This is a genomic window from Streptococcus sp. Marseille-Q0941 (assembly GCF_943736975.1).
In the GTDB taxonomy this organism is placed as follows: Bacteria; Bacillota; Bacilli; order Lactobacillales; family Streptococcaceae; genus Streptococcus.
On the sequence record NZ_CALSFO010000008.1, the window covers coordinates 60,480 to 73,100 of the forward strand.

The window sequence follows — 12,621 nt, forward strand, 5'->3', positions numbered from 1 at the left end:
ACTCAAGTACAGCCTGCGGCTAGCTTCCTAGTTTGCTCTTTGATTTTCATTGAGTATAAGGAGCACGTTTCGCTCAACAGATTCTGGTAAAGAATCACAAATCTATTTTTAAATTAAAGTTAGAATGAGGTTTTACTCATGGAAAATGTTGTTGTACATATTATCTCTCACAGCCACTGGGATCGTGAGTGGTATCTACCTTTTGAAAGTCACCGGATGCAATTGGTGGAGCTTTTTGACAATCTTTTTGATCTGTTTGAAAATGATCCTGAGTTCAAGAGTTTCCACTTGGATGGGCAAACCATCGTCCTTGATGACTATTTAGAAATTCGCCCTGAAAACCGTGACAAGGTGCAGCGTTATATCGACGAAGGCAAACTCAAGATTGGTCCTTTCTATATCTTGCAGGATGACTACTTGATTTCCAGTGAAGCCAACGTCCGCAATACTTTGATTGGACAAGCGGAATGTGCAAAATGGGGCAAATCCACTCAGATTGGTTACTTCCCAGACACCTTTGGAAATATGGGGCAGGCTCCTCAAATCCTTCAAAAATCAGGGATTCACGTCGCAGCCTTTGGTCGCGGTGTCAAGCCAATCGGATTTGACAATCAAGTCCTTGAAGATGAACAGTTCACCTCTCAATTTTCTGAAATGTACTGGCAGGGGGCTGATGGTAGCCGTGTGCTTGGTATTCTCTTTGCTAACTGGTACAGTAATGGGAATGAAATTCCAGTGGATAAAGATGAGGCCATGGCTTTCTGGAAGCAAAAATTAGCAGACGTCCGTGACTATGCATCGACCAACCAATGGTTGATGATGAACGGATGTGACCACCAGCCTGTACAGCGAAATCTGAGCGAAGCCATTCGTGTGGCAAACGAACTCTTTCCAGACGTGACCTTTATTCATAGCTCCTTTGACGAATATGTCCAAGCAGTGGAAAGTGCACTTCCTGAACACCTATCAACGGTCACAGGTGAGTTGACTAGCCAAGAAACAGATGGTTGGTACACTCTTGCCAACACATCTTCATCCCGTATTTACCTCAAACAAGCCTTTCAAGAAAATAGCAACTTGTTAGAGCAGGTCGTGGAACCTTTGACCATTATCACTGGTGGACATAACCACAAAAATCAATTAACCTATGCTTGGAAAGTTCTTTTGCAGAATGCACCACACGATAGTATCTGTGGATGTAGCATCGACGAAGTTCACCGTGAAATGGAAGTTCGTTTTGCCAAGGTCAACCAAGTCGGAAACTTTGTCAAGAGTAACCTTCTTAATGAATGGAAGGGGAAATTGGCAACTCAAAATGCTGAGAGCGACTACCTCTTTACTGTCATCAACACGAGTCTGCATGACAAGGTAGATACTGTTAGCACGGTACTCGACGTCGTTACTTGTGAGTTCAAAGAATTACACCCAACTGAAGGCTACAAAAAGATGGCAGCCTTGACCTTGCCAACCTACCATGTTGAAGATTTGGATGGTCATGTCCTTGAAGCCGAGGTTGAAGACTTGGGAGCAAGTTTTGGCTATACTTTGCCTAAGGATAAATTCCGTCAACCTTATATCGCTCGTCAAGTGCGCGTGACAATCCCAGTTCATCTTGCTCCACTTTCTTGGGCTAGTTTCCAATTGGTTGAAGGCCAAGTAGAATACCGAGATGGTATTTATCAAAATGGGGTTATTGATACACCGTTTGTAACTGTGAGTGTAGATGAAGGAATCACAGTCTATGACAAGACTACAAATGAAGCTTACGAAGACTTTATCCGCTTTGAAGACCGTGGAGATATCGGAAACGAGTATATTTACTTCCAACCAAAAGGTACTGAGCCAATCTATGCTCAATTGAAAGGATACGAAGTCTTAGAAAACAATGCTCGCTATGCTAAGGTATTGCTCAAACACGACTTGACGATTCCAGTCAGTGCAGATGAAAAATTGGATGCTGAACAAAGAGGCATTATCGAGTTCATGAAACGAGATGCAGGTCGTTCAGAAGAGTTGACAACCATTCCTCTTGAAACTGAGATGACCGTCTTTGTGGATAATCCACAGATTCGTTTTAAAACTCGTTTTACCAATACTGCCAAGGATCACCGCATCCGTCTCTTGGTGAAAACTCATAACACTCGTCCAAGCAATGATTCTGAAAGCATCTATGAAGTTGTGACAAGACCAAATAAACCAGCAGCTTCTTGGGAAAATCCTGAAAATCCACAACACCAACAAGCCTTTGTCAGCTTGTATGATGATGTCAAAGGAGTGACCGTATCCAATAAAGGATTGCACGAGTATGAAATCCTTGGAGATGACACCATGGCTGTAACCCTTCTTCGTGCTTCAGGCGAACTCGGTGACTGGGGCTACTTCCCAACACCAGAAGCACAATGCTTGCGCGATATCGAAGTTGAGTTTGCAGTAGAATGCCATAAGGCTCAGGATCGTTTCACAGCCTTCCGTCGTGCCAAAACCTTCCAAGTGCCATTTACAGCTCTTCAGGTTGCAAAACAAGAAGGTAGCGTTGCAGCAACGGGTAGTCTCTTCAACCATCCAGCATTGAACTTGCCACAAGTTTGTCCAACAGCATTTAAGGTAGCTGAAAATGAAGAAGGTTACGTCCTTCGTTACTACAATATGAGCCAAGAAAATATTCGTGTGTCTGAAAAACAACAAACCATTCTTGACTTGCTGGAACGTCCATACCCAGTTCATTCAGGACTATTGGCACCACAGGAAATTCGTACAGAATTCATTCAAAAAGAAGAAATTTAATTTCAAATAGTAGACAGAAAAAGAAAGGAGGAGCGAAGAAGTAAGAACCAACTGCTGACTCGCTCCTTTTTGCAGGTAAAAGCAATGACCATTGCAACGATTGATATCGGAGGGACTGGCGTTAAGTTTGCTAGTCTGACTTCTGATGGAAAGATTTTAGATAAGACGAGCACCCCAACTCCAGAAACGCTAGAAGATTTGTTGGCTTGGTTGGACCAACGTTTGTCAGAACAGGACTATCGCGGGATTGCCATGAGTGTTCCAGGAGCGGTCAACCAAGAGACAGGTGTCATTGAGGGGATTAGTGCCATTCCTTATATTCATGGTTTTTCATGGTATGAGGCCCTTGCTCATCATCAGCTACCTGTCCATCTCGAAAATGATGCTAACTGTGTTGGACTTAGTGAACTGCTGGCTCACCCAGAGATTGAAAATGCAGCCTGTGTCGTGATTGGAACAGGAATTGGTGGATCCATGATTATCAATGGTAAACTTCATCGAGGTCGCCACGGCTTAGGTGGTGAGTTTGGTTACATGACAACTATCGAACCAGCTGAAAAACTCAACAACTGGTCGCTATTAGCTTCGACAGGAAACATGGTTCGTTATGTAATCGAAAAATCTGGTCAAAGTGATTGGGATGGCCGTAAGATTTACCAGGAGGCGGCAGCAGGGAATGCCCTTTGTCAAGAAGCCATTGAGCGTATGAACCGCAATCTTGCCCAAGGACTACTCAATATTCAGTATCTGATCGACCCAGATGTCATTAGCCTAGGTGGGTCTATCAGTCAGAATCCAGAGTTTATCAAAGGGGTTCAAAAAGCAGTAGATGCTTTTGTGGAAAGATATGAAGAATATACAATTGCACCAGTCATCCAAGCCTGCACCTATCACGCAGATGCTAATCTCTACGGTGCTCTTGTCAACTGGTTACAGGAGGAAAACCAATGGTAAACTTTACCGGAATTAGCAATAAACAAGCTCAAGCTCTAGAGTTGCTTCAAAAGCACATTTCTCTACCAGATGTAGAAGTGGCAGTTGCTCAGTCTGACCAAGCCTCTATCTCTATCAAGGGTGAGGGCGGACAGTATCAATTGACTTATGACAAACCTCACCAACTCTACCGTGCCTTGCCTGTGCTAGCAACAGCTTTAGCAGAAGGTAACAAGGTGGATATTGAGGAGCAAGCGGCTTATGAAGATTTAGCCTACATGGCAGATTGTTCCCGTAATGCTGTAATGAATGTTGCCTCTGCCAAGCAGATGATTGAGGTCTTAGCTCTCATGGGCTACTCAACCTTTGAACTTTACATGGAAGATACCTATCAAATAGAGGGACAACCTTATTTTGGCTATTTCCGTGGGGCCTATTCAGCTGAAGAATTACAGGAAATTGAAGCTTACGCCCAGCAGTTTGACATGACCTTTGTACCATGTATCCAGACCTTGGCCCACTTGTCAGCCTTTGTCAAATGGGGTGTCAAAGAAGTTCAGCAACTCCGTGATGTTGAGGACATTCTCCTTATCGGCGAAGAAAAAGTGTACGACCTGATTGACGGCATGTTTGCTACTCTGTCTAAACTGCAAACTCGCAAGGTCAATATCGGAATGGATGAAGCCCACTTGGTTGGTTTGGGACGCTACCTCATCCTAAACGGCGTTGTCGATCGTAGTCTTCTTATGTGCCAACATTTGGAGCGCGTGCTGGATATTGCAGACAAGTATGGTTTCCACTGCCAGATGTGGAGCGATATGTTCTTCAAACTCATGTCAGCAGATGGCCAGTACGATCGCGATGTGGAAATTCCTGAGGAAACTCGTGTCTACCTAGACCGTCTCAAAGATCGTGTAATCTTGGTTTATTGGGATTATTATCAAGATAGCGAAGAAAAGTACAATCGTAATTTCCGTAATCACCACAAGATTAGCCAAGATATTGCCTTTGCAGGTGGTGCTTGGAAGTGGATCGGTTTCACACCCAACAACCATTTCAGCCGTCTCATCGCTATCGAGGCCAATAAAGCCTGTCGTGTCAATCAGATAAAAGAAGTTATCGTGACTGGTTGGGGGGATAATGGTGGAGAAACTGCCCAGTTTTCTATCCTACCGAGCTTGCAAATTTGGGCAGAACTTAGCTATCGCAACGATTTAGAGCGTTTGTCAGCCCATTTCAAGACCAATACAGGTCTCTCAGTTGAAGACTTTATGCAGATTGACCTAGCTAACCTATTGCCAGATCTACCAGACAATCTCAGTGGCATCAATCCCAACCGCTATGTCTTTTATCAGGATGTTCTCTGCCCTATTCTTGACAGACACATGACACCTGAACAGGACAAACCGCACTTTGCTCAGGCTGCGGAGACCCTTGCTGCTATCAAAGACAAAGCAGGCATCTACACCTATCTCTTTGAAACACAGGCTCAATTAAATGCTATTTTAAGCAACAAAGTGGATGTTGGACGACGCATTCGGCAGGCCTACCAAACAAACGATAAAGAAAGTCTGCAAGCAATCGCCAGACAAGAATTACCAAAATTGAGAAGCCAAATCGAAAACTTCCATGCCGTCTTTAGCCACCAATGGCTAAAAGAAAACAAGGTCTTTGGTTTAGATACGGTCGATATTCGCATGGGAGGACTCTTGCAACGGATCAAGCGTGCAGAAAGTCGTATTGAAGACTATCTAGCTGGTTCCATCTCACGTATTGATGAGTTGGAAGTAGAGATCTTGCCATTTACTGACTTCTACGCAGATAAGGACTTCGCAGCAACGACAGCCAACCAGTGGCATACGATTGCGACGGCTTCTACTATTTATACAACCTAAGGATAAGAGTACCCTGTTAGGAGCAGGGTGTTTCTCGTGAAACATACTTCTCATATAAAAAAAGTTCTCCACATAAAATAATTTGTGGAGTTTTTTCTATAATTTGTAGTTTAAACTGTCCTAAAAATAAGAGTATACTATTTTTGTAAACGTTATCAAATCTAAAAATGTGAGATTATGAAGCTTTAGAAAAATAAAAAGGGAGGAAATTATGAATAAGTTTTCAAAAACTTTAAGAGATAATTGGATTTTTCTCTTAATGGTTTTACCAGGAACAATTTGGTTGATTTTATTCTTCTACATTCCAGTTTTTGGGAATGTGGTTGCCTTCAAAGACTATCATATGACTGGTGAAGGATTCGTCCACAGTATTATAAATAGTAAATGGGTCGGACTAGATAACTTTAAATTCTTGTTTAGTTCGAAAGATGCCTTTGTCATCACTCGAAATACTGTCCTTTACAACCTTGGATTTATCTTTATCGGTTTGATTGTGTCAGTTGGTATCGCCATTATCCTTAGTGAACTTCGCTCTAAGAGAATGGTTAAAATCTACCAAACCTCTATGTTGTTTCCTTACTTCCTATCTTGGGTTATCATCAGTTTCTTTACAGATGCTTTTCTAAATATCGATAAAGGGCTTATTAACCACACCTTGGAAGCTCTTGGCATGAAGGGAATTAACTTCTACGCTGACGTCAGTATCTGGCCTTATCTTCTCCTCTTCCTAGGTATTTGGAAAGGGTTTGGATACAGTAGTGTTATGTACTACGCAACCATCATGGGTATTGATCCAACTTACTACGAAGCAGCGACAGTGGACGGTGCTAGCAAATGGCAACGTATCCGCAACGTAACGATTCCTCAGTTGACACCACTTGTGACAGTATTGACCATCCTTGCAGTCGGAAACATCTTCCGTGCAGACTTCGGTCTATTCTACCAAATCCCTCACAACGCTGGTCAGCTCTATAGTGTAACAAACGTATTAGACGTCTATGTCTTTAATGGTTTGACTCAGACAGCAGATATTGGTATGGCTTCAGCAGCCGGTCTCTATCAGTCAGTTGTCGGTTTGATTCTAGTTATCCTATCAAACTTACTTGCAAGACGTGTTGATCCTAACTCAGCACTATTCTAGAAAGGAGGAGCATATGGCAAAAAAAATTCAAAAAGAAAAAATTGATAATGTTGGCATACACTCCTTCAGCAAGAAAGCAGATATCTTCTTTAGTATCATATCAGGTTTGCTGGCCTTCTCTTGTATCTTGCCTTTCATCTTTGTCATCATCATCTCTGTTACAGATGAGAAGAGTATTGTTCAATATGGATATAGCTTTTTCCCATCACAATTTGGATTAGATGGTTTTGAGTTTTTAGCTCAGTTCAAAGATAAGATTTTACAAGCGCTCTTTATCTCAGTATTTGTGACAGTTGTCGGTACATTGACAAACGTCTTTATCACTACAACTTACGCCTATGCCATCTCACGTTCAACATTTAAGTATCGTAAATTCTTTACAATCTTCGCTTTGCTTAGTATGTTGTTCAATGCTGGTTTGGTACCAGGCTACATCGTGGTAACTCAGTTGCTTCACCTTGGTGATACCATTTGGGCCTTGATCGTTCCGATGCTTCTATCACCATTCAACATCATGTTGATGCGTTCCTTCTTCAAGAAGACCATCCCAGAAGCAATCCTCGAATCAGCTCGTATCGATGGTGCCAGCGAGGCTCGGATCTTCTTCCAGATCTGTTTGCCACTGTCACTACCAGGTATCGCAACCATCACGCTTTTAACAGCTCTTGGCTTCTGGAACGACTGGTTTAATGCTCTTCTTTACATCAAGAGTGATAACTTGTATCCATTGCAATATTTGCTCATGCAAATTCAAAACAACATGGATTACATTGCCAAGTCAGTTGGAATGTCTGGACAACTTGCAGTTGCCCTACCAAAAGAAACAGGACGTATGGCAATGGTTGTAGTTGCAACTGTTCCAATTGCGATTCTCTATCCGTTCTTCCAACGCTACTTTGTAAAAGGTTTGACTATCGGTGGTGTTAAAGAATAAAACATTGAGAAACAAGATTTCTCTTCTCTATCTAACTTTTCATCATCAGAAAAGTTACTCATTAAAATTGTTTATAAATTAAAAATAAAAAAAGGAGTTTTTATCATGAAAAACTGGAAAAAATATGCTTTTGCATCTGCTAGCCTTGTCGCTTTAGCAGCTAGCCTTGCAGCTTGTGGAAACCTTAAAGGAAACAACCAAAAAGCTGCTGACTCAGCTTCAGGTGACAAAACTGTTATCAAAATGTACCAAATCGGTGACAAACCAGATAATTTGGATGAATTGCTAGAAAATGCAAACAAAATCATCGGCGAAAAAGTTGGTGCTAAATTAGACATCCAATACCTTGGATGGGGTGACTACGGTAAGAAAATGTCAGTTATCACTTCTTCAGGTGAAAACTACGATATCGCATTTGCAGATAACTATGTCGTAAACGCTCAAAAAGGTGCTTATGCTGACTTGACAGAATTGTACAAGAAAGAAGGAGCTGACCTTTACAAAGCGCTTGACCCAGCTTACATCAAAGGGAACACTGTAAACGGTAAGATCTATGCAGTTCCAGTTGCAGCCAACGTTGCATCTTCACAAAACTTTGCTTTCAACGGCCCACTTCTTGAAAAATACGGCATCGATATCTCAGGTGTAACTTCATACGAAACACTTGAACCAGTCTTGAAACAAATCAAAGAAAAAGCTCCAGATGTAATGCCATTCGCTGTTGGTAAAAACTTTATTCCATCAGAAAACTTTGACTATCCAGTTGCAAATGGTCTTCCATTCGTTATCGACCTTGAAGGTGATACTACTAAGATTGTAAACCGTTACGAAGTTCCTCGTTTCGTAGAACACTTGAAGACTCTTCACAAATACTATGAAGCAGGATACATTCCAAAAGACGTAGCAACAAGCGAAACTTCATATGACCTTACTCAAGATACTTGGCTTGTTCGCGAAGAAACAGTAGGACCAGCTGACTACGGTAGCAGCTTGCTTTCTCGTGTTGCTAACAGAGACATCAAAATCAAACCATTTACTAACTTCATCAAGAAAAATCAAACAACTCAAGTTGCTAACTTTGTAATCTCAAACAACTCTAAGAACAAAGAAAAAGCAATGGAAGTGTTGAACCTCTTGAACACTAACCCAGAACTCTTGAACGGACTTGTTTATGGACCAGAAGGCAAGAACTGGGAAAAAGTAGCAGGTAAAGAAAACCGTGTTAAAGTCCTTGATGGATACAAAGGAAACACTCACATGTCAGGATGGAACACTGGTAACAACTGGATCCTTTACATCAACGAAAACGTAACAGATGAGCAAATTGCACAATCTAAGAAAGACTTGGAAACTGCAAAAGAATCTCCAGCGCTTGGATTTATCTTCAACACTGACAATGTGAAATCTGAAATCTCAGCTATCACTAACACTATGCAACAATTCGATACAGCTATCAACACTGGTACTGTAGACCCAGAAAAAGCTATTCCAGAATTGATGGAAAAACTTAAATCTGAAGGTGCATACCAAAAAGTATTGGATGAAATGCAAAAACAATACGACGAATTCTTGAAAAACAAAAAATCTTAAGATAGATTGATTTCGTGTATTCATTCCTAAAAGATGCGATCACTGCCTTGTCTAGATATTTCCAGACGGGGTGGTGATTTTTTTGGGCAAACACATATATTTATTTGCATTGGTATCTAGATATTTGCTCTTACATATAAGCTTGGACACAAGCACAGCTGAAAAAAGATCTGAAATTGGGTCTTGTTTTCAATTTTCGGTCAAATAAATTGCATTCGTTTTCCCAAGTGGGTATACTAGTATAGTTAGATGAAAAATTCTGAAAATTTAAGAATAGAAAAGAGAACAAATCTTATGGCAAAAGATATTCGTGTCTTACTTTACTACCTCTATACTCCAATTGAAAATGCAGAGCAATTTGCGGCAGATCACTTGGCTTTCTGTAAATCAATTGGCCTCAAAGGCCGTATCCTAGTCGCTGACGAGGGAATTAACGGAACCGTTTCAGGTGACTACGAAACAACTCAAAAATACATGGACTACGTTCACAGCCTCCCAGGGATGGAAGATCTCTGGTTCAAGATTGACGAAGAAAATGAACAAGCCTTCAAGAAGATGTTTGTTCGCTACAAGAAAGAAATTGTCCACCTTGGTTTGGAAGACAACGACTTTGACAACGACATCAACCCACTTGAAACAACAGGTGCCTACTTGTCTCCAAAAGAGTTCAAAGAAGCCCTTCTTGACGAAGATACCGTTGTCCTTGACACACGTAACGATTATGAGTACGATCTAGGACACTTCCGTGGGGCTATCCGCCCAGACATCCGCAACTTCCGTGAGTTGCCACAATGGGTCCGTGACAACAAGGAAAAATTCATGGATAAGCGAGTTGTGGTTTACTGTACAGGTGGCGTTCGTTGTGAGAAATTCTCAGGTTGGATGGTCCGTGAAGGTTACAAAGATGTCGGTCAATTGCACGGAGGAATCGCAACTTACGGTAAAGATCCAGAAGTCCAAGGTGAGCTTTGGGATGGGAAAATGTACGTCTTTGACGAGCGTATCGCAGTTGATGTCAACCATGTCAACCCAACCATCGTAGGGAAAGACTGGTTTGATGGAACACCATGTGAACGTTATGTCAACTGTGGAAATCCTTTCTGTAACCGTCGTATCCTAACATCAGAAGAAAATGAAGACAAGTACCTTCGTGGATGCTCACACGAGTGTCGTGTTCACCCACGTAACCGCTATGTTTCAGAAAATGAATTAACACAAGCAGAGGTGGTGGAGCGCCTAGCCGCTATCGGTGAAAGCTTGGATCACGTCGCTTCAGTATAAAGTAAACAGCCTTCAAAGGCTGTTTTTCTATGCTTTTTATCTAAAAATCTAAAATTTGTTTCTGTATCTTTCAGGAAAATAGGTTATACTGTATGTAAACGATTTCAAAGGAGGCCAGTTATGGCGAAAACATTTTTTATCCCAAATAAAGAAAGCATTCTAGGACAACAGGAGATTTTAACAGCTAAGTCAGTTTTGGCCCTAGTAGATGGCTTAGAGTCACATAGTTATGATGCAGTTTACCTCCGTCAACCTCTCAATCACCTTGAGTATATCGAGTGTGGGATTGTAGGGCAGTCGCAATTTCTTTTCAAGGTCAACTATGCGGATAGTCGAAAAGGCTATCAAGTGGTGATTTCAGATTTTCTTACTAGAGCAGACTGGGAGATTGTAGAGACTCTCCTCCAGGCCCTATCTGGCAAGTTGGGGCAAGCGGTAGAAGGGCTAGAAGGATTTGACTTTGGAACCTATTTCCGACAAATGGCCAAGCATTATCTAGCTGATAAGGTGACTCGTCTAGTATATTGCCAAGGGCTCTTGTCCCCTATCTATCTCAACAAGGACTACCTGGAGAGCTTTTTAGCTGAAGATGGCTTGACACGTTTTGAAGAGTTAGTGAAGAAGGTACAAGGATCAGATGCATATCCTTCCAGTGCTAAATTCTATCCAGATGGGGAAGGGAAGGTTCATGGTATCTACCACCTTGCTCAGGGAGTAAAAACTATTTTACCAAAAGAACCGGTGATTCCAGCTCCTTACGTGGAGCAATTAGTTGGCAAGGAGCTTGTTTGGGAAATTGATTTGGTGAAAATATCTGGAGATGGTTCTAAGCCTGAAAACTACGAAGCGGTAGCTAGATTAGATTACAAAGCCTTCTTAGAAGCTCTTCCAAAGGAGCTCTATCAGGACCTAGATGCTAACCAAGTAGAAGTAGGGCCTGTTTTGGGGGAAGATTTTGAGAACTTAGTAAAAGGTGACTAAAGGCATAAATGAAAGATACTAGTTTTAAATAATGTGACAAGGCAGATCGTTTAGTCTGCTTTTTGTATACACAAAAAATCCTGTCAAGAGCTGACAGGATTTTATATTACATAAAGGCTAGAATTCGGAGATAATCAAAAACCAGTGCCATTTCTGCTAGGAAAAAGAGAAATAGGATACTTCCGTTGACTAGGAAAGCCAAGAGAAGGCGATAGAAGGAGTCGGTTTGGCTATCTTTACTTGGCCTTGAGATGGTATAGAGGTTGGCAAGAAGTGCCAGACCAATGCTAATGAGGCAAAGAAGAGCCGCAAAACGTAGACTATTAAAGAAGGCAAAGAAACTCGCAATACCCGTGAGCAGGATAGGAAGGGCGAAGAGTCTGCTAAACTCTTGCAAGGCTTTTTCCAGTGTCCAATCATTGTCCTGATCGACAAAACGTTTAACCACGAATCCACCTACGAGGATTGAAAAGTAGAATAAACTTGTCGCTACCAAGATGGAGAAGATAGAAAAGAGATTCAGTGAAGGGAAATGCTGGAGAGCTTTAGAGTCGATGGCTGCCATATGACCGTAGTAGACTTGCTTGATGTGATAGATGCTTAAGAAGAAACTCGTAGCAGAAAAGATAGTCAGGAGCGCAAAGGCAGTGTAACTATGTTTCTTATCTGTATCGAAACTAGTTGTCGGTTCTTTCAGAGCTCCTCGTAGCCAAATCCAAAAATCAGTAAATTCTTCTTTGAAGATTGCTGTTTTTGTAGGGACAGGGTCTGGGACAAATGGACTTTCCAAGGATTTGTTGGTCAAAGGTTTGCTTGTCTGAGAAACTTCTTTAACAGATTCTTCTGACTTGTCTATCTTTTCTGTATTTTCCACGATCTCTTCGTGTTCGCCATTCTCTACTTTTTCTAGGTCAGCTTCTTGTTCTTCAGAATTGACTTGAAGATTTTCTTCAACCACTGGCGCCTCTTCTCTTGTCTCTACATCTTCTTCAAGGAGAACTGAGTCGGATGGGCTATCTTTTTTATCATTGTTGGCTGTTTTCTCGAAATCAGCACTTTCGAACCATTCTTGAGTCATGATG

At 41.7% G+C, this 12,621-nt stretch carries 9 protein-coding genes; 8 read left to right on the forward strand and 1 reads right to left on the reverse strand.

The features are described 5' to 3' along the window. Positions 1 to 138 precede the first annotated feature (138 nt). From NGI26_RS08470 to NGI26_RS08505, 8 genes are all read left to right on the forward strand, one after another. Complete coding sequence (locus tag NGI26_RS08470; protein ID WP_251938722.1) at positions 139 to 2,784, forward strand: alpha-mannosidase; 2,646 nt, start codon at positions 139 to 141, stop codon at positions 2,782 to 2,784. Positions 2,785 to 2,868: 84 nt separating this feature from the next. Then, positions 2,869 to 3,738: an ROK family protein gene (locus tag NGI26_RS08475; protein WP_251938724.1), complete on the forward strand. Its 870-nt coding sequence runs from the start codon at positions 2,869 to 2,871 to the stop codon at positions 3,736 to 3,738. Further along, positions 3,732 to 5,612: a beta-N-acetylhexosaminidase gene (locus NGI26_RS08480; RefSeq protein ID WP_251938726.1), complete on the forward strand. Its 1,881-nt coding sequence runs from the start codon at positions 3,732 to 3,734 to the stop codon at positions 5,610 to 5,612. The genes NGI26_RS08475 and NGI26_RS08480 overlap by 7 nt, the downstream gene beginning before the upstream one ends. A gap of 211 nt (positions 5,613 to 5,823) precedes the next feature. Continuing rightward, positions 5,824 to 6,753, forward strand: a complete 930-nt coding sequence (locus tag NGI26_RS08485; protein WP_006153360.1) for an ABC transporter permease — start codon at positions 5,824 to 5,826, stop codon at positions 6,751 to 6,753. A gap of 13 nt (positions 6,754 to 6,766) precedes the next feature. Continuing rightward, on the forward strand, positions 6,767 to 7,687 hold the full coding sequence (locus NGI26_RS08490; protein WP_006149055.1) for a carbohydrate ABC transporter permease: 921 nt from the start codon (positions 6,767 to 6,769) through the stop codon (positions 7,685 to 7,687). Between the two features lie 105 nt (positions 7,688 to 7,792). Further along, a complete protein-coding gene (locus NGI26_RS08495) occupies positions 7,793 to 9,277 on the forward strand; it encodes an ABC transporter substrate-binding protein (RefSeq protein ID WP_251938728.1) in 1,485 nt (494 codons plus the stop codon). A 294-nt stretch (positions 9,278 to 9,571) separates the two neighbouring features. Next, positions 9,572 to 10,558 (forward strand): oxygen-dependent tRNA uridine(34) hydroxylase TrhO, encoded by a 987-nt coding sequence (trhO, locus tag NGI26_RS08500; RefSeq protein WP_251938730.1) that lies wholly within the window; start codon positions 9,572 to 9,574, stop codon positions 10,556 to 10,558. Positions 10,559 to 10,678: 120 nt separating this feature from the next. Continuing rightward, positions 10,679 to 11,539, forward strand: a complete 861-nt coding sequence (locus tag NGI26_RS08505; protein WP_251938731.1) for a DUF4299 family protein — start codon at positions 10,679 to 10,681, stop codon at positions 11,537 to 11,539. 106 nt (positions 11,540 to 11,645) lie between these two features. Here NGI26_RS08505 and NGI26_RS08510 read toward each other — a convergent pair whose 3' ends face one another. Continuing rightward, positions 11,646 to 12,617 (reverse strand): DUF6574 domain-containing protein, encoded by a 972-nt coding sequence (locus NGI26_RS08510; RefSeq protein ID WP_251938734.1) that lies wholly within the window; start codon positions 12,615 to 12,617, stop codon positions 11,646 to 11,648. Positions 12,618 to 12,621: the final 4 nt, after the last annotated feature.

What these genes read in the sequence shown, in the direction of transcription:
- NGI26_RS08475 (WP_251938724.1), top strand. Translation starts at nt 2,869, where the DNA reads ATGACCATTGCAACGATTGATATCGGAGGGACTGGCGTTAAGTTTGCT.
- NGI26_RS08510 (WP_251938734.1), bottom strand. Translation starts at nt 12,617, where the DNA reads ATGACTCAAGAATGGTTCGAAAGTGCTGATTTCGAGAAAACAGCCAAC.
- NGI26_RS08490 (WP_006149055.1), top strand. Translation starts at nt 6,767, where the DNA reads ATGGCAAAAAAAATTCAAAAAGAAAAAATTGATAATGTTGGCATACAC.
- trhO (WP_251938730.1), top strand. Translation starts at nt 9,572, where the DNA reads ATGGCAAAAGATATTCGTGTCTTACTTTACTACCTCTATACTCCAATT.
- NGI26_RS08480 (WP_251938726.1), top strand. Translation starts at nt 3,732, where the DNA reads ATGGTAAACTTTACCGGAATTAGCAATAAACAAGCTCAAGCTCTAGAG.
- NGI26_RS08495 (WP_251938728.1), top strand. Translation starts at nt 7,793, where the DNA reads ATGAAAAACTGGAAAAAATATGCTTTTGCATCTGCTAGCCTTGTCGCT.
- NGI26_RS08485 (WP_006153360.1), top strand. Translation starts at nt 5,824, where the DNA reads ATGAATAAGTTTTCAAAAACTTTAAGAGATAATTGGATTTTTCTCTTA.
- NGI26_RS08505 (WP_251938731.1), top strand. Translation starts at nt 10,679, where the DNA reads ATGGCGAAAACATTTTTTATCCCAAATAAAGAAAGCATTCTAGGACAA.
- NGI26_RS08470 (WP_251938722.1), top strand. Translation starts at nt 139, where the DNA reads ATGGAAAATGTTGTTGTACATATTATCTCTCACAGCCACTGGGATCGT.